Origin of the sequence: Flagellimonas alginilytica, from assembly GCF_042134605.1 — a bacterium.
GTDB classification, from domain to species: domain Bacteria; phylum Bacteroidota; class Bacteroidia; order Flavobacteriales; family Flavobacteriaceae; genus Flagellimonas; species Flagellimonas alginolytica.
The window spans coordinates 3568393-3585876 of sequence record NZ_CP169638.1 but is presented as its reverse complement, the minus strand read 5'-3'; the positions used below and the strand labels follow the sequence as shown (position 1 = coordinate 3585876).

The window sequence follows — 17484 nt, the reverse complement described above, 5'->3', positions numbered from 1 at the left end:
TCAGTACTAAAATTACGATGTTCAACCGCTATTTCAATGAGCTGTTTTTAAATTGAATAAATCTTACAGGTTGATTTTCAGTTTGTAACGAAGATATTGGCAGGATTGTGCAATTTGTTGATTACAAACCTAAATCGCTGTTAACTTATATAATTCCAAATGGTTTTATTGGCCATAATTATGGAATAGGCGTTTAAAATAGGTACATTTTCCGCTTTTTCCAGTCTAGGGTCGTCTTTCAGCAATTGAATGGCATGGTAACGGGCTGTTTTCAGGATTTGATTGTCTTTCACAATATCAGCAATCTTAAGATTGAGCATACCGCTCTGTTGCGTACCCATTAAATCGCCGGGTCCACGTAGTTTAAGGTCGACCTCCGCAATTTCAAAACCATCATTGGTGCGCACCATGGTCTGTAAACGGGTCTTGGAATCCTCGGAAAGTTTGTTGCCCGTCATTAAAATACAAAAGCTTTGTTCGGCACCTCGGCCTACACGCCCTCGAAGCTGGTGCAATTGGGAAAGGCCGAAACGTTCAGCACTTTCAATGATCATTACAGAGGCATTGGGTACGTTTACACCTACCTCGATTACCGTTGTAGCAATCATGATCTGGGTTTCTCCTTTAACAAAACGCTCCATTTCATAGTCCTTGTCGGCTGGCTTCATTTTTCCGTGCACTATTGAAATTTGATACTCGGGCTGAGGAAAGTCGCGTACGATGCTCTCATAGCCGTCCATTAAGTCCTTGTAATCCAAAGCTTCGGACTCTTGGATCAGTGGGTATACTACATAAATTTGTCGCCCTTTTTTGATTTCATCTTTGATGAACCTAAATACTTTCAAGCGGTTACTGTCAAAGCGATGTACTGTTTTAATGGGTTTTCGGCCAGGAGGGAGTTCATCAATTACCGAGATGTCCAAATCCCCGTACAGACTCATGGCCAAGGTTCTCGGGATCGGAGTCGCAGTCATCACCAAAATGTGAGGGGGCGTCTGATTTTTATGCCAAAGCTTGGAGCGTTGCGCCACGCCAAAACGGTGTTGTTCGTCCACGATGGCCAAGCCGAGGTTTTTAAACTGGACTTTATCCTCCAAAACCGCGTGGGTGCCCACTAATATGTTCAAATTGCCATTTTCCAGTTGATTGTGAAGCAAAGTGCGTTCGGATTTCTTGGTAGAGCCCGTCAATAAGGCAATTTTGACGTCCATGTTTTCCAACAGTTCTTTGAGTCCGTTGTAGTGTTGTGTCGCCAAAATCTCTGTTGGGGCCATCAAGCAGGCTTGAAAACCATTGTCAATCGCCAATAACATGCACATCAATGCCACAATAGTCTTTCCCGAACCCACATCGCCCTGTAAAAGTCGGTTCATTTGGGCGTTGCTGCCCAAATCGTTCCGGATTTCCTTAATGACCCTTTTCTGGGCGTTGGTCAATTCAAAAGGAAGATGGTTCTCAAAAAACTCGGTAAACCTTTCACCTACGGCATCAAACGGCATTCCTTTGATTTTTTTCTTGCGGAGCATTTTTTTGGAAATGAGCTGTAATTGCACAAAAAACAACTCTTCAAACTTTAACCGAAACTGTGCTTTGGCCAGGAGCTCCTGGTTTTTCGGAAAATGTATATTAAAAAGAGCGGAACTTTTCGATATCAACTTCAGTTCATCTAGAATACCGGGCGACAAAGATTCTTGAAACTTGCCCCCGCATTCCAAAAACAATTGTTGGATCATTTTGCCCAGTACGCGGTTGGTAATACCCTTATTACTTAATTTTTCTGTGGAAGGATAAATGGGCTGCATGGTCAATTTTACGCCCTGCTCATGCTTTTGCAAGGTTTCCATTTCGGGGTGTGGCATGGAGAATGTACTTCCATATTTGTTCACTCTGCCAAAAACCACGTAGGGTTCGTTCAATTTTAAATTTTCCCTGATCCATTTATGGCCCCGGAACCAGACCAGTTCCATTTGTCCGGTTTCATCCACAAAAGTGGCTACCAAACGCTTTCCACGTTTTTGCTCTACGGTTTTTATATGCACAATTTTACCCACTACTTGTACATCGGCACCGCTGGGTTGCAATTGATTGATCTTGTAGTAGCTCGTCTTGTCCAAATAGCGATTGGGGAACAGATGTAGCAGGTCCCTAAAGGTCTCAATGCCCAATTCGGTCTTTAGGGTATCGGCCCGATTGGGACCGACACCTTTTAAATAGGCGATGGGAGTTTGTAGAAAATTGGGATTCATCGAACTAAAATATGTATTTTGGATAGACTTTTGATAAGATGATGGTATGAAGCTGAGCCCCGTAATCGTTTTTTTCCTGTTCTCAAAGTTTTTATCCGCTCAGATCCAGGATAAAGTGGATTTTCTACGAGCCGATATTTTAATTGAACCCACACCTGTCGATAAACAGATAAAGGGTAGTGTTTCTTATCATTTTAATTTGCTCGAGGATGTGGATTCCGTTTTTTTTGATGCTGTGAGCATGGATTTTTTTAATGTTTCTTTTGATGGTGTAAAAATCGATTTCGATTACAATGGCAAGAGAATTATGATCAAAAACGAAATGAAAGAAGGGGAGGAGCATATCGTTTCCATGGATTATGTGGCAAAACCTGAACAAACGGTATATTTTCTAGGTTGGGACGATGCCGTAGATGGCAATGAACAGGTATGGACGCAAGGGCAGGGCAAGTACACCAGTCATTGGTTGCCCAGTTTTGATGATATGACCGAAAAGGTAGAGTTTGATCTTAAAATCATTTTAAGAGAGGATTATACCGTAATCGCCAACGGTAATCTTCTCAAGAAGGAAACATTGCCCAATTCCAACGGATATATGTGGCAGTTTGATATGGAGAAGCCCATGAGCAGTTATTTGATCGGTTTTGCCATTGGTAACTATAAGATGGAAACCATGGAATCATCCTCCGGAATCCCCATGGAACTCTATTATGAGCCTAAGGATAGCCTTAATGCGGAACCAACTTATCGGTACAGTAAGCGCATATTCGACTTTTTGGAAAACCGAATTGGCGTGGCCTATCCTTGGCAAAATTACAAGCAGGTGCCTGTTCACGATTTTCTGTACGCTGGGATGGAAAACACGACGTGCACAATTTTTTCAAATCAATATGTTGTGGATTCAACTGCTTTTGTGGATAAAAACTATGTTAACGTTAATGCCCACGAACTCGCTCATCAATGGTTTGGCAATTTGGTAACGGAGACCAGTAGCGAACATCATTGGCTGCACGAGGGGTTTGCTACATTTTATGCCTATTTAGCAGAAAAACACATTTTTGGCGATGATCACTATTATTGGAAATTGTTGGGGACCGCAGAAGCCTTGAAAAGCTTTTCCGAAGAGGATCAGGGCGAGGCGCTTTGGAATCCGAATGCAGGGAGTCTTACCTTCTATGAAAAAGGAGCGTGGGCATTGGTTATGCTTCAAGAGCGGGTAGGGAAGATGGCCTTTAAAAAAGGAGTGCGCAATTATTTGAACAAATTCGCCTTTAAAAATGTGACCATACCCAATTTTATAGAAGAAATGGAAGAGGAATCGGGCACTGATCTTTCGGATTTTGAAGCATTGTGGCTGGAAAACCCGGATTTCCCCTTTGAAGAAGCCATTATGTTTTTGAAAGATAGAAACAGCTCAATCAGAACGTATTTTGAACTTAACAAACAGATAGCCCAAGAACCGGAGGGCACCGAGGAAATTTTGGTAAGAAACTGGAGCACTTTATCTTCAATCCACTTAAAGGAAAACCTTATTTTAGATTATGGAGAAGCAATGCCAACTCAATTATTAAGTGAAATTATAGCTTCCGAAGATATAAAGGCAAGACAGGCCGTGGTACTTTCCTTAAATAAAATACCACCGGAGCTAAGGGTGAGTATTGAGAATCTTTTGCGAGATAAAAGTTATACGACCATTGAAGCTGCCCTGTACCGTTTATGGACTGATTTCCCGGAGCACAGAACCAAATATCTTGATGAAACGGATGGAATTAAGGGCTTTCCCAACAAGAATATTCGAATACTATGGTTAACGTTGGCCTTGGTAACTCCCGAATACAGGCCGGACACCAAAGCAAACTATTTTAACGAGTTAAGCGAATTAACGGGAGCTGAACATCATTTTGAGACCCGTATGATGGCTTTCCAGTATTTAAAAAATATCGGTGGATTTAACGATATGGTACTGAAAAACCTGATAGAAGCATGCGGGCATCATGTTTGGCATTTTAAAAAATCGGCCAGAAGCCTCTTAAAGGAGTTTCTGCAGTCCGACGAAAATACGGCAAGGATTAAACGCATATACCCTTTGCTAAGTCAGCAAGAAAAACAATATTTGGAAAAAACTATAGGTGAATGAGGGCATTGGTGATTTCCGGAGGAGGTAGCAAAGGAGCCTTTGCGGGCGGTGTTGCCCAGTTTTTGATCCAAGAGGCCAAGCACGAGTACGATCTGTTCGTCGGCACCTCCACTGGCAGCTTGTTGATTTCCCATTTGGCGCTGAACAAACTGGATAAGATCAAGAATATTTATTCCAATGTGAACCAGGATAGTATCTTCAATAATTGTCCGTTTATCATCAAGAAAAAACACGGTGTAGAGATCATAGCCATAAACCATTGGAACGTGATTCGAAATTTTATTAAAGGGAAAAAGACCTTCGGAGAAAGCGAAAATCTTAGAAAATTGATACGACGCTCTATAACCGAGGACGAGTTTAATGAGTTAAAACATGGTAATACGGACGTAGTGGTCACGGTGTCCAACCTATCCTTGAACCAAGTGGAATATAAGTCGATTAACGATTGTACTTACGAAGAATTTTGTGACTGGATTTGGATCTCTTCCAACTATACGCCGTTTATGAGCTTAGTGAAGAAGAACGGATGTGAGTATGCAGATGGTGGATTGGGCTCATTGGTACCCATTGAAGAGGCCTTAAATCGTGGCGCCACGGAGGTTGATGTTGTTGTGCTTCATACCGAAGTAAATCATTTGAACCGTATGTCCTCCAAAAACCCCTTTGATCTGATCACTACAATTTTTGGGTTTATGCTGGATCGGATAGAAAATCAAAATATTAGAATAGGAAAATTGGTGGCGAATCAAAAAAATGCCATTATCAATTTTTACTATACACCTACTGTTCTCACCACAAACTCCTTGGTGTTCAATAAGGACCGAATGACCTTGTGGTGGAAACGTGGGTATTTATATGCCAAGAACAAGAACGATGAAACAAGCCCAATTGAGCCAGAAAAGCAGGAATAGCTTATTTCCAAAGATCGCTCACCTCTTTTTTAACATAGGCTAAAGCAGCGTTGGATGGGGATTCTTTCTCCATGGTCTGGTTAAGAATGTCCTCCCTAAGCTTGTCCGGAGAATCTGTCTCGCTCATTCCGGCCGATCGAATAATTTGAATGGTCGTATTTTTTGCAGTTTTGATAATGTTCCAGCAAGAATCGGACATGTATATCTGTTGGGACAGATTATGCTCAAATTCATTCTCGATTTGTTTGATCAATAGATTTTCGTAATCACTTTTGTTCTTGCCCTTGGGAGCGACCCGTACCACAAGATTGTTCAAGGTGATCCGCTCCAAGAATAGCGCCATACGTTCGTACGCCTGTAACCGGATGGGCAATGTTTCCTTTTGCGAATCTTTATGCAGTAAAAAACGTCTGCGCCCGTCTTCGTTTCGGGTGTGCAATCTAAAAAAGTAGAAGGCTACGGCACCGGTAACAACCGCTGGTAACAAATAAGCAAATAACTGAAGGATTTGATCTCCACTCATAAGGTAGTTTGGTTTTTGTTGATTTTACACTACCTACAACGCATCAAAATTCTAAAAAGTATTTTTTTAATAGGTTATTGCGCTGCCTTGGCGCTTTCTTTGGCCTGTGCGTAAAATGCTTTGTAGTTGGGCTGGAGCTTAATATTGATTCCTTCTTTGAAATTGCCATCTTTTGCAGAAATTGCAATGTTCTCTGCTGGGATTTCCAAATTCGTCACCAATTCCGTAGCTACCGATGCCACTTGATTGTACGTTGATCCAAATTCACCGGTAATGTTCAATCCCTCCACTTCGGCCTTAAAATTGGGGTTGCTTTTAATAATATTGGCTATTCCGGCCAACCAGGTTTTTCCCTCCCCTGTTAATTCGGACGATGTATCGGAGCCAAAAAGAACGTTTAAACTGCTGCCAATGCTAATTATACCTCCTTCTACAGCTACTTTGGCATTTTCTCCCAAGGTTTGTTTTATCCGTGTCAAAGACACAATGGCTGTCGAGTCGTTGGCGGATATCATGTCATTGATACCACTAAGTTGCTTTTCTTTTCTTGCGAGGGCCGCCATGGCCTTGTTAACGTTTTCTGAGTTTTGTTTGGATAGTTCCGAAAAGTTGCTCAAGTTGCCCAAAAGGGTGGCATTGGCATCTCGTAAACTTGCATTTTCTGTTTTAAGGGCCTCTGCTTCGGCACTGCTGGATGATATTTCTCGTTTTGCCTTTGCCAATTCCTGTTCTACTTGAGAGATTCTACTTTTAAGGGTATCGATTTCGGCAAATAGTTCACTTTTTCGTTGAGAAAATGTACTTGTCGAAACAACTAAAAATAGGATTGGGAGTAAACTTTTTTTCATAAGTAGCGTAATTGTATATTTAAAATTATTTGGGTTTGGATCATTAAACTTTTTCCATTGCTGCTTTTCCACCAAGGTGCTCACATTCGTAAAATTCTTGCATGGAATTAAAAGGTACTTTCTCTTTTTGATACTTGTACACTCTTCTAATGTCGCTGCTAAGATAATCATCATCCACATTTACCTGGACATCTTCCATATTAAATTGACAAGGATGCTCGTAACCGGCAGCATGGGTAATTTCTAAAAATTCTTTTTTAAAAGTGTTAAAGTATTGTGCCAGCCTATCGGATTTTAAAGGGATGTTGATCCCGCTCTGGCGCCATTTACTCTGTGTGGCGACACCAGCAGGGCACCTATTGGTATGGCATACCTGTGCCTGTATGCATCCAATACTCATCATGGCCTCTCGGGCAACATTAATGCAATCCGCACCCATGGCAAATGCCATTGCTGCTTTTCCAGGAAAGCCCAATTTTCCACTTCCAATGAACACGATCCTATCTGTTAATCCATGTTCCAGGAACAATTTGTACACCGATGAAAATCCGTAGGACCACGGTAGCGATACATGATCGGCAAAGCTCGGAGGGGCAGCTCCGGTTCCCCCTTCGCCACCATCAATGGTGATAAAATCGGGGCCTTTGCCCGTTTTCTTCATCAAATCGGCAAGTTCTTGCCATTGGTCTATTTTCCCGATGGCGCCCTTAATTCCTACGGGCAATCCTGTTTCCTCGGCAATGGATTCAATAAAGTCCATTAACTCCGGAATTGTGGAAAATGCTTTGTGAGTGGGAGGAGAAATTACATCCTTTCCTACTTCAACACCTCGAATTTCCGCTAGTTCCGGGGTAATCTTAGATCCTGGCAGAACACCCCCTTTTCCGGGTTTGGCACCTTGCGAAAGTTTTATTTCTATAGCTTTGATACAGGGGTTTTCATCTACCAAAATTTTAAGTTTTTCCATGGAAAACCCACCATCTTTTGAGCGGACACCAAAATATCCTGTCCCAAAATGAAAAATAACGTCCCCTCCTTGTTTGTGATAGGGGGATAGGCCACCTTCTCCAGTATTATGGTAGGCTCCGCACTTTTCCACACCGCGGTTCAAAGATTCGATGGCTGCGGCGGACAAAGAACCAAAACTCATGGCCGAAACATTGATAATGGACGCGGGGCGATAGGGTTTTCTTCGTTTATTATGGACGCCCATCACTTTGGCACAGGGTAAAAAGTAGGGATGTGCGTGGTTTGGATGGTTTTCCGGCATTTGGAAACCGATCATCGCATTCTTTATAAAAATATGTTGGTGTTTGTAGATGTCCCTATCGGTGCCAAAGCCTTCATAATTATTTTCTTTTTTTGCCGAAGCATAGATCCAGCTGCGTTCAATCCGGTTAAAAGGCAGTTCTTCCCTATTGTTGGCCACAAAATACTGTCGCATTTCCGGACCTATACTTTCGAGCCAATACCGTAAATGTCCAACTATAGGGTAATTGTGACTGATCGTATGGGCTTTCTGAAGAAAAATGTCCCGAATAGCGACCAAAACCAGAAATAGTAATACCCAAGCCCACCAGGGCAATCCGGCAAAAAATTCAAGAAATGCTTCCATTGACGTCGTATAAAGTATAGTTACAAATATGAAGCCCCAATATTCAATTTCCAAATGTTGGTGAATATTGGGACTTGTTTAATTATAATCGGATATTATTTGCTTCTGTCCAGGTAATCCAGTGCAATTTCAGTCATGGCCTTAACGCCCAATTGAAGTCCGCTATCATCAATTTTAAAATCTGGGGTATGATGGGGAAAGTGTTCGTCTGGGCCGGCATTGGGGTCTTTTCCACCCAAAATATAAAAGAAGCCGGGTATTTTTTCCTGATAAAAAGAAAAATCCTCAGCTCCTGTAATTGCTTTGATCAAGTGTACATTTTCTGTACCCGCTACTTTTTGAAGGCTGGAGAGTGAGCTTGCGGTAAGGTCTGGGTCATTATAAGTGATCGGCACACCTTTGGCTATCTCCACCGTGGCTTCGGCTCTGTAGGCTTTGGCGATGGTCTCTGCCATTTCCTTCATCCTTGTATTTACCTGCTTTTGCATATCGTAATCCAACGTTCGGATGGTTCCAACCAATTCGACACTTTCCGGAATGATATTGTTACGAACACCACCGGAAATCTTTCCTACCGTGATTACGGCCGCCTCCTTGGTCAATTCCAATTCTCGGCTAATAATGGATTGAAAGCCATCTACTATTTTGGAAGCCACATAAATGGGATCTACACCGCCCCAAGGTTGTGAGCCGTGCGATTGTTTTCCTTTTATCTTTACAACAAAACGCTGTGCTGCTGCCAAAGCACCTCCTGGTTTATATGCAATATGGCCAACAGGCAGGTAGGAACCAATGTGCAAACCATAAATGGCATCCACTTTGGGGTTTTCGAGAACTCCTTCTTTCACCATAAGTTCTGCGCCACCTTCTTCTCCCGGAGGGGCACCTTCTTCGGCCGGTTGGAATATAAATTTGATGGTTCCATGAATTTTGTCCTTATTGTTGGATAAGACTTCAGCTACCCCCATCATAATTGCGATATGGGTGTCATGCCCGCAAGCGTGCATTACCCCGACTTCCTGTCCCAAAAATTCCGAGGTGACTTCAGATTTGTAGGGAAGATCGTTTCTTTCGGTAACAGGCAGCGCATCGATATCAGCCCTAAGGGCCACTACTTTACCCGGGTGGTCACCTTTTAAAAGACCTACTACACCTGTATGGGCCACTCCGGTTTGAACATCGATTCCTAAGGATTTTAGATGCTTGGCAATTTTTTCGGCGGTTTTAAATTCCCTGTTGCTCAGTTCCGGATTTTGATGAAAATCACGGCGCCATTCAATTACCTTGGATTCAACAGCGGCAATGTCTTTTTCGAGCCCATGGTCTTGGGCATACATGGTTAAACTTGCGGAGCATAGTGCAAGTAGTAGTATTTTTTTCATAATTGAATAGGTTGGTTATAATTTAATAGGCCTATATCCATTGTTCTGCAACTGGATATTTGCCGTCATTGCAGAGAGGGCAATCTTGACTCCGGGAATCAATTCTTCCTTCGGAAGACTTCTGGTTTTGGAAGATTGTCCGCACATGATTACTTCCACACCCGCATCCAATAAACTTTTAACAAGTTCAAGGTTCGGGTTGGCTGCTTCATACCTTTTTTTGTAGGCTTCGTTCGTTAATAAGTTTCTTGCGGCAGTTCCGTGGACTATTAGTGCTGCTTTTATTTGAGAAACCGGTACGCCGCTCTGGGCATGCATGTTTAAAAAACGCGCCACCGTATTGATATTTCGATTTAATTCGGTATCCGACTCAGGCCCATCCTTTACATCAAAAGCTACTTTGAACTCCTGTGTTGTATCGGTCACAAAATCAGGATTGTCTATTTCCCATACCGCACCATAATCTTCAATGATCGGGCCGGCCTTGGTAGATTGGGAATATCCATAAAATGTAAACAGAATTAAAACGAACAGGGGTAATCTTTGAAAATTCATTAGCAAAATAAGTTGAGTTGTTAAATATATTCAAAATTACATCCAATTCCGAAAACACTGTTTATAAAAATTGAAAGCTAGATTTTAGCAAAAGATCATTTATGGCTAATTTCACACCTACTTTTAAAAGCTTCTGGCCCTTGAGTAATTTTATAGATGAATTGAACGATGCGCAGCGGGCCCCCGTACTGCACAAAGATGGACCATTAATGGTAATTGCCGGTGCCGGTTCCGGAAAGACCCGAGTGCTTACCTACAGGATCGCCCACCTAATGGAACAGGGGGTAGACTCTTTTAATATTTTGGCACTCACCTTTACCAATAAGGCGGCTCGCGAAATGAAAAAGCGGATTGCGACCATAGTTGGGAACTCCGAGACCAAAAACTTATGGATGGGGACGTTCCACTCCGTTTTTGCCAAATTATTGCGATATGATGGCGATAAACTTGGATTCCCGAGCAATTTTACCATATACGACACGCAAGATTCGCAACGTTTGATCGCATCGATTATTAAAGAAATGGGGCTGGATAAGGATATTTACAAATATAAGCAAGTCCAGAACCGAATTTCGTCCTATAAGAACAGTCTCATTACGGTAAAGGCCTATTTTCAAAATCCTGAGCTGATGGAGGCCGACGCCATGGCCAAACGGCCAAGGCTGGGAGAAATTTATCAAAATTATGTGGATCGCTGCTTTAAGGCCGGTGCTATGGATTTTGACGACCTGCTCTTGCGCACCAATGAGTTATTGACCCGCTTTCCCGAGGTGTTGATGAAATATCAGGACCGTTTTAGATATATTTTGGTAGATGAGTACCAAGATACCAACCACTCCCAGTATTTAATCGTAAAAGCACTTTCGGATAGGTATCAAAATATTTGCGTGGTAGGAGACGATGCGCAGAGTATCTATTCTTTCCGAGGAGCGAATATCAGCAACATCCTTAACTTTCAGCGCGATTACGACAATGTGGCCGTGTACCGTTTGGAGCAAAATTATAGATCTACCAAGAACATTGTAAATGCGGCCAACTCCATAATTGCGAACAACAAGAACCAGTTGGAGAAAAATGTATGGACCTCCAACGACGATGGTGGTCTCATAAAAATACATCGCAGCCCCACAGATGCAGAAGAAGGACGTTATGTGGCAGGATCCATTTTTGAGAACAAGATGCAGCATCAAATGCAAAATGGAGAATTTGCCGTGCTGTACCGGACCAATTCACAATCCAGGGCCATAGAGGATGCCCTACGAAAACGGGATATTCCCTATCGAATTTATGGGGGCTTGTCTTTCTATCAAAGAAAAGAAATCAAGGACGTTTTGGCCTATTTACGGCTTGTCATCAATCCAAAAGACGAGGAAGCCCTAAAACGTGTGATCAACTTTCCTACAAGGGGGATTGGCCAGACAACTATCGATAAGCTTGTGGTCGCTGCCAACCATTACGGACGATCTATTTATGAGGTAATGGACAACCTGGACCGGCTCAACCTGAACATTAATGCCGGAACCAAGCGTAAACTGACGGATTTTGTTACCATGATCAAAAGTTTTCAGATCATGAACGAGGGGTCGGATGCGTTTGCCCTCGCCGAACATGTGTCAAAAAAAACAGGCTTGCTATTGGAGTTTAAAAAGGACGGTACCCCAGAAGGGATTGCCCGAATGGAGAATATTGAGGAACTCTTGAACGGAATCAAGGATTTTGTTGAAGGCCAAAAAGAGATTGCTGATGCTACGGGGAGTTTGACCGAGTTTTTGGAAGATGTGGCCCTGGCAACAGACATGGACAAAGATGTTGAGGATGACGATAGGGTGGCTTTAATGACCATCCATTTGGCAAAAGGACTGGAATTTCCGTATGTATATATTGTGGGGATGGAGGAAGATCTGTTTCCATCCGCGATGAGCATGAATACACGAAGTGAGCTTGAAGAGGAGAGAAGATTGTTCTATGTAGCACTCACCCGGGCCGAAAAACAGGCTTTCTTGACCTATACCCAAAACCGATACCGATGGGGTAAATTAATAGATGCCGAACCAAGTAGGTTTTTGGAGGAGATCGAGGAGAAATATGTAGAAAACCTGACTCCTATAAACGATGGGTACCGATATAAATCCATGATCGATAAAAATATTTTTGGAGAGGTGGATAAAAGTAAACTTCGACAAATGAAACCGAAGAACGGTACCCCGCCAAGTGTGCAAAAACCCAACGAGGATCAGCTTAGAAAATTGAGAAAGCTGAAACCAGAGATATCTTCACCCACCAGTTCGGCCGATATAGACCCCGGAATAGTTGTAGGGGCCAGAGTGAACCATACCCGGTTCGGGAGAGGCAAAATATTGAATATCGAAGGTGTTGGCAACGATAGAAAAGCGGAAATCGGTTTTGATCAAGGTGGCATTAAAAAACTGCTGCTACGTTTTGCCAAATTGGAGGTGCTGGACAACGCTTGATCCAGTTTTGTACATCGCTTTAATAAGAACACCATTGATTTGTGGGTTTTTTAAGAATGACATAAAAATTGTGAGCGGATAAAATTGATTAAATTCAGAGCTTAAATTTTGAATTTAACCACCAAACCAACCACTCACCAGATGAAAAACCTCTTTTTAAAACCTGTCTTTTTAGCTGTTGCCCTACTTATTGTAATCTTATTCGGGGTTGCCGGTTATCACTATGCCATCGGGTATCCTGCTTGGGTCACGATGGTTTTGGGAATACTCATTGGAGCTGTTCTGCTGGTCATTATAAAACTACTGCTCAGTTGGCTGGTACCGTTGTTCAAAAAAATACCGCTTCCTTTTTTTACGTCGGTGTTGGCAGGTTTGATTTCACTGGTAATTATGAGGATGTACGCTTTTGGTTGGCCATCCCTACTGTTTTATAGTTTGGTGTTGTTTGGTCTTGTCTGTTTGATTTTATTCACAACGGGTATTTGGCAAATCATTCAAAAACAGAATGTGAAAGTAGGAGGTATTCTTGTCGTTTCGAGCATTATCCTAGTTGCTTTTGGATTTTATGGATTCAATTCTTTGGATGGTGACCCTTACTCGGAATCCACACAGGTAATTGATGGTGAAGGAATCACTACACTCAGCGATATGGGAATCGATGACCCTTCGACCAAGGGGAATTATGAAGTTGAAGTCTTTACATATGGCAGTGGAACGGATTCCAAAAGATTAGAATATAGGGAGGGGGCAAAAATAAAAACCCCTACAGTAGATGCATCTTTACTGCTACCAGAATGGAAGGGCAAAAAGAAAAAGTGGCGCGAAAAATACTGGGGTTTCGGTGTGGACAGTTTTCCATTGAATGCCCGTGTGTATATGCCCAAAGGCACTGGGCCTTTCCCTATGGTTATGATGGTGCATGGGAACCACAGCATGCTCGACTATTCCGATGGAGGCTATGCCTACCTTGGGGAATTGCTGGCAAGCAGGGGAATTATTGGTGTTTCTGTAGATCAAAATTTTATCAATGGACACTGGTCCGGGGACTTTAGAGGAAAAGAAATGCCCGTTCGTGGTTGGTTATTGCTCAAACATTTGGAACAATGGAGCAAATGGAACCAAAACACTACATCGGGTCTGGCTGGTAAAGTGGATTTGGACAACGTCGTACTTGTAGGACATTCCAGGGGAGGGGAGGCGGTATCCATTGCTGCTGCTTTTAACCAACTGGACAGATTTCCGGATAATGGCAATGAACAGTTCGATTTTGGATTTGGGATAAAAGGTGTGATCAGCATTGCTCCTACGGATTACAGGTACGATCGAGAGATTAGTTTGACCGACATTAATTATTTGTCAATTCAGGGAGCATACGACTCGGATGAAACCAGTTTTTGGGGTATGCGGCCATACCATCGTTTGCAGTTTTCGGAAGGTTTCGATGGATTTAAGGCTGGGCTGTATATGAATCATGCAAATCACGGTCAGTTTAACTCCACTTGGGGCCGCTCGGACTTTGGAGCACCTATGAAATGGTTGCTCAACCTTACCCCATTGGTAACAGGAGAGGAACAGCGAAAAGTTGCCAAGGTATATATTGGCGCTTTTGCCGAAGTTGTTCTTAAGAAGAACAAAAGTTATTTGCCAATGTTCAAGAATATGGAACTGATCCATAATTGGTTGCCCAAAGAAACCTATAGAATTCAGTATGCGGACAATTTTAAAAATGTTATTGTAGATTTTGAAAGGGATTTGGACCTTTCCAATGGATTGGATGGTATAAAACTCAATGCCGAACATTTTAACATTTGGCGGGAAATGGAATTATTGGCCAGAGACGGTGGTAGTCAGCAAAACAATGCTTTGGTACTTGGGTGGAGACATAGTTCGGATATTCAAAGTGATTCAATTCCCGTTTATTCCATTGAGCTGCCGGAAGCATTGAAGAATTTTGGGGAAATGGATACTTTGGCACTTTCCTTGGCCATGGGTGATTTATCTGAATTGGCGACAAATGAAGAAGGAAAAGAGAGGAATTTGACTCCAAAAAGTGGTTTTAATTTTAGCATTATGCTTAAGGATAGTTTAGGAAATTCGGCTTCGGTTCCTTTGGCAGAGAACAATAAACTTCCGGGTGTGGTCAAAAGCAAGTTTACCAAGTTTGATTTTTTGGATAGGGATATGATAGGTGATGAATCCGAGATCCAATTAAAAAGCTGTTTTGTTCCGATCTCCTCTTTTTTAAAACAAAATAACAGTCTTAACATGAACAAACTGAAAAGCATTCATCTGGTTTTTGATAAAGATACCATGGGAGTTGTTGTTTTGGATGATATCGGGTTTTATCAAAAAAGAATAGATTGATACTGGAACTACTGATCCTCCATTTCTGAAATGGCATAATCGTGTTGTAGATGAATTGGGTTGCTTATTTGTGCCTCTGCCAGAATTCCGTTCGAAATGGTATATCCCATAATAATGTTTTGGGTATCTTTTGTCTTTTGGCTGTGCAGAAGGTAAATATTATTGCCTGTGGTCTCTTTCACTTGGGATATTCGGCTATACAGCATTGGTTTTCCATATAACGAAGAGATTCTCAGTTGGTTTTTCGATTTAAAAACGGCAATATTTTTTATACTTTGCCCCAAACACTCCATTTTGGTCTGCCAAGAAAATAAGGCAAAATTTCCATCGTCCGAAACTATCAACCCAATTTCATGGCTATTTGGATCATGGGCATCGACCATATAATCCAGTTCCTCGACCAATCTTAGATTTTCTATCTCTCTTCTTAACTTTTCATTGACCTCAACAATACGGTCTATGGCGTTACAGTCGTTTGCATCCAGTCCATCTAATTGAAATAAAAGTTGATCCATTTTGGCCAAGGTTTTATTTGCGTCAACAGAATTGTTGCCTTTCGTTCTGGAGTTGCTGTTTTGACAACTGGCAAGAACAATTGTTATCAAGACTATGATGGAGGAGTGCAACATTCTCATAAGCTATGTTTTATCGTAAAGATGAAGGATCTAAAAGAATTATTCCGGTCCCGATCAACCAATCGTTATTTTGGGTTGATGGATGGCTGTTTTCACTTTATATGGATGTTGAATTATGAATAGGTTGTGTGTATTATCATTAAATTAACAGCTGGTCCACCAAGTTCAGTAAAGAACCAATATGTATTATCTTTGTTGTAAATGCCTTGTACATTAACTAGTTTGTAAATAGATGGCGGAGCTGATTAGACTATATGAAGAAAATCCAAATCCTAAGCAGGTTCAAAAAGTAGTGGATGTGCTAAAAAAGGGTGGATTGGTTATTTACCCGACCGATACGGTTTACGGTCTCGGCTGCGACATAACCAACTCAAAAGCCTTACAACGGGTGGCCCGTATTAAAGGAGTAAAGCTGGCAAAGGCCAATTGGTCTTTTATCTGTGCCGATTTAAGCAATCTTTCAGATTATGTTCGACAAATAGACAGTCCTACTTTTAAAATTCTAAAAAGAACACTTCCAGGACCTTATACTTTTATACTACCAGGAAACAATAATCTACCCAAAGATTTCAAAAAAAAGAAAACCGTTGGTATCCGTGTTCCGGACAATGCCATTGCAAGGGCATTGGTTACCGGGCTGGGGCATCCAATTGTATCTACATCTATTCGTGATGATGATGATATACTTGAATATACTACCGATCCGGAGCTTATTTTTGAGAAGTGGCAAAATCTTGTAGATGTGGTCATCGATGGAGGGTATGGGGACAATGTGGCCTCTACGGTCATAGATCTTTCGGGAGACGAACCAGAGGTAATACGTGAAGGTAAAGGGAGTTTGGATATCTACTAATAAAAAAAGCGACCATTTGGCCGCTTTTCTTTTTAAGCTTTAGCTTCTATTTTCTTATTTACCGGTTCCACCGATAGCAGGATCTTTCATTCCTTCTTCGATCATGTTATAGAACTGATCGATTTTTGGAAGTACAACAATTCGTGTTCTTCTGTTCTTAGCTCTGTTGGCAGAAGTATTGTTGTCTACAAGTGGTACGTAGTGGCTACGTCCAGCAGCAGTCATTCTAGATGGTTCTACACCAAAATCGTTCTGAAGGATTCGAACAACGGAAGTTGCTCTTTTTACACTCAAATCCCAGTTATCTGCTAGTTCGGAAGTTTTAATTGGCACGTTATCCGTGTGTCCTTCTACCATAAACTCAAAGTCAGGCTTGTTGTTTACAACTTTCGCCACTTTACCAAGTACTTCTTTAGCAGCGTTGGTTACGTTGTAGCTTCCGCTTCTGAACAACAATTTATCGGAGATGGAAACGAAAACAACACCTTTCTCTACGCTGATCTCAATGTCCTCATCATCCAAGTTGCCCAATACACCTTTTAAACTCTGAACCAAGGCAAGGTTTACAGAATCCCTACGGGTAACGGCATCTTGTAATTTTCTGATGGTAAGGTCTTTCTCGCGAAGACTTTCCAAAGATTTTTCAAGGTTCTCGGCACCTTTAGTGGTAAGTGTGGTCAAGTTGCCCATGTTGTTGATGAGCTCTTGGTTGTTTGCTTTAAGGAAGGCATTTTGGTCTTCGAGGGTTTTTAGCCTAGAGTCTGCAGTTGCTTTTTCTTCCAAGCAATCGTTTAGTTTAACGGTTGCAGAATTCAATAGGTCTTGGGTTTCTTTGTGTTTGGCCTCTAGTTCGGAATATTTCTTCTGCGATACACAAGAAGATAATAGAACTGTCATTGCCAATGCTCCTAGAAAAACTTTTTTCATAGTTCAGAATATAATTT

At 41.9% G+C, this 17484-nt stretch carries 13 protein-coding genes; 5 read left to right on the top strand and 8 right to left on the bottom strand.

Going from position 1 to position 17484, the window contains the following annotated elements; genetic code table 11:
• Positions 1–140: 140 nt before the first annotated feature.
• Complete coding sequence (recG, locus tag ABTP35_RS16155; RefSeq protein ID WP_293295141.1) at positions 141–2246, bottom strand: ATP-dependent DNA helicase RecG; 2106 nt, start codon at positions 2244–2246, stop codon at positions 141–143.
• Positions 2247–2292: 46 nt separating this feature from the next.
• Here recG and ABTP35_RS16150 point away from each other — a divergent pair, with 46 nt between their 5' ends.
• Complete coding sequence (locus ABTP35_RS16150; protein ID WP_293295142.1) at positions 2293–4383, top strand: M1 family metallopeptidase; 2091 nt, start codon at positions 2293–2295, stop codon at positions 4381–4383.
• Positions 4380–5294 carry a patatin family protein gene (locus ABTP35_RS16145; RefSeq protein ID WP_224836810.1) on the top strand — a complete coding sequence of 305 codons (915 nt, stop codon included), beginning with the start codon at positions 4380–4382 and terminating at the stop codon, positions 5292–5294. Before ABTP35_RS16150 ends, ABTP35_RS16145 begins: the two co-directional genes overlap by 4 nt.
• Position 5295: 1 nt before the next feature.
• Here the strand turns inward: ABTP35_RS16145 and ABTP35_RS16140 are convergent, their stop codons facing one another.
• The 5 genes from ABTP35_RS16140 to ABTP35_RS16120 all read right to left on the bottom strand — a co-directional run bounded on the left by ABTP35_RS16140 (position 5296) and on the right by ABTP35_RS16120 (position 10217).
• Positions 5296–5817, bottom strand: coding sequence for a hypothetical protein (locus ABTP35_RS16140; protein ID WP_252079842.1), 522 nt, complete (start codon positions 5815–5817; stop codon positions 5296–5298).
• 74 nt (positions 5818–5891) lie between these two features.
• Entirely contained in the window at positions 5892–6665 is a 774-nt protein-coding gene (locus ABTP35_RS16135) for a hypothetical protein (protein WP_293295143.1), read from the bottom strand.
• Positions 6666–6708: 43 nt separating this feature from the next.
• Positions 6709–8280, bottom strand: coding sequence for an FMN-binding glutamate synthase family protein (locus ABTP35_RS16130; RefSeq protein ID WP_293295144.1), 1572 nt, complete (start codon positions 8278–8280; stop codon positions 6709–6711).
• 95 nt (positions 8281–8375) lie between these two features.
• On the bottom strand, positions 8376–9662 hold the full coding sequence (locus tag ABTP35_RS16125; protein ID WP_293295145.1) for an amidohydrolase: 1287 nt from the start codon (positions 9660–9662) through the stop codon (positions 8376–8378).
• A gap of 15 nt (positions 9663–9677) precedes the next feature.
• Positions 9678–10217 carry a DsrE family protein gene (locus tag ABTP35_RS16120; protein WP_293295146.1) on the bottom strand — a complete coding sequence of 180 codons (540 nt, stop codon included), beginning with the start codon at positions 10215–10217 and terminating at the stop codon, positions 9678–9680.
• Positions 10218–10318: 101 nt separating this feature from the next.
• Here ABTP35_RS16120 and ABTP35_RS16115 point away from each other — a divergent pair, with 101 nt between their 5' ends.
• Together ABTP35_RS16115 and ABTP35_RS16110 are read left to right on the top strand one after the other, a co-directional pair.
• The gene (locus ABTP35_RS16115) at positions 10319–12688 is read left to right on the top strand and encodes a UvrD-helicase domain-containing protein (RefSeq protein ID WP_293295147.1); all 2370 of its coding nucleotides are present in this window, start codon (positions 10319–10321) and stop codon (positions 12686–12688) included.
• A 141-nt stretch (positions 12689–12829) separates the two neighbouring features.
• Complete coding sequence (locus ABTP35_RS16110; RefSeq protein ID WP_293295148.1) at positions 12830–15052, top strand: hypothetical protein; 2223 nt, start codon at positions 12830–12832, stop codon at positions 15050–15052.
• Between the two features lie 8 nt (positions 15053–15060).
• Here ABTP35_RS16110 and ABTP35_RS16105 read toward each other — a convergent pair whose 3' ends face one another.
• On the bottom strand, positions 15061–15567 hold the full coding sequence (locus tag ABTP35_RS16105) for a hypothetical protein (protein WP_293295149.1): 507 nt from the start codon (positions 15565–15567) through the stop codon (positions 15061–15063).
• Between the two features lie 352 nt (positions 15568–15919).
• Between ABTP35_RS16105 and ABTP35_RS16100 the strand changes: the two genes are divergently transcribed.
• Positions 15920–16540, top strand: coding sequence for an L-threonylcarbamoyladenylate synthase (locus ABTP35_RS16100; protein ID WP_293295150.1), 621 nt, complete (start codon positions 15920–15922; stop codon positions 16538–16540).
• 54 nt (positions 16541–16594) lie between these two features.
• Here the strand turns inward: ABTP35_RS16100 and ABTP35_RS16095 are convergent, their stop codons facing one another.
• On the bottom strand, positions 16595–17467 hold the full coding sequence (locus ABTP35_RS16095; RefSeq protein ID WP_224836819.1) for an OmpA family protein: 873 nt from the start codon (positions 17465–17467) through the stop codon (positions 16595–16597).
• Between the last annotated feature and the right edge of the window lie 17 nt (positions 17468–17484).

What these genes read in the sequence shown, in the direction of transcription:
- recG (WP_293295141.1), bottom strand. Translation starts at nt 2,246, where the DNA reads ATGAATCCCAATTTTCTACAAACTCCCATCGCCTATTTAAAAGGTGTC.
- ABTP35_RS16150 (WP_293295142.1), top strand. Translation starts at nt 2,293, where the DNA reads ATGAAGCTGAGCCCCGTAATCGTTTTTTTCCTGTTCTCAAAGTTTTTA.
- ABTP35_RS16145 (WP_224836810.1), top strand. Translation starts at nt 4,380, where the DNA reads ATGAGGGCATTGGTGATTTCCGGAGGAGGTAGCAAAGGAGCCTTTGCG.
- ABTP35_RS16140 (WP_252079842.1), bottom strand. Translation starts at nt 5,817, where the DNA reads ATGAGTGGAGATCAAATCCTTCAGTTATTTGCTTATTTGTTACCAGCG.
- ABTP35_RS16135 (WP_293295143.1), bottom strand. Translation starts at nt 6,665, where the DNA reads ATGAAAAAAAGTTTACTCCCAATCCTATTTTTAGTTGTTTCGACAAGT.
- ABTP35_RS16130 (WP_293295144.1), bottom strand. Translation starts at nt 8,280, where the DNA reads ATGGAAGCATTTCTTGAATTTTTTGCCGGATTGCCCTGGTGGGCTTGG.
- ABTP35_RS16125 (WP_293295145.1), bottom strand. Translation starts at nt 9,662, where the DNA reads ATGAAAAAAATACTACTACTTGCACTATGCTCCGCAAGTTTAACCATG.
- ABTP35_RS16120 (WP_293295146.1), bottom strand. Translation starts at nt 10,217, where the DNA reads ATGAATTTTCAAAGATTACCCCTGTTCGTTTTAATTCTGTTTACATTT.
- ABTP35_RS16115 (WP_293295147.1), top strand. Translation starts at nt 10,319, where the DNA reads ATGGCTAATTTCACACCTACTTTTAAAAGCTTCTGGCCCTTGAGTAAT.
- ABTP35_RS16110 (WP_293295148.1), top strand. Translation starts at nt 12,830, where the DNA reads ATGAAAAACCTCTTTTTAAAACCTGTCTTTTTAGCTGTTGCCCTACTT.
- ABTP35_RS16105 (WP_293295149.1), bottom strand. Translation starts at nt 15,567, where the DNA reads ATGGATCAACTTTTATTTCAATTAGATGGACTGGATGCAAACGACTGT.
- ABTP35_RS16100 (WP_293295150.1), top strand. Translation starts at nt 15,920, where the DNA reads ATGGCGGAGCTGATTAGACTATATGAAGAAAATCCAAATCCTAAGCAG.
- ABTP35_RS16095 (WP_224836819.1), bottom strand. Translation starts at nt 17,467, where the DNA reads ATGAAAAAAGTTTTTCTAGGAGCATTGGCAATGACAGTTCTATTATCT.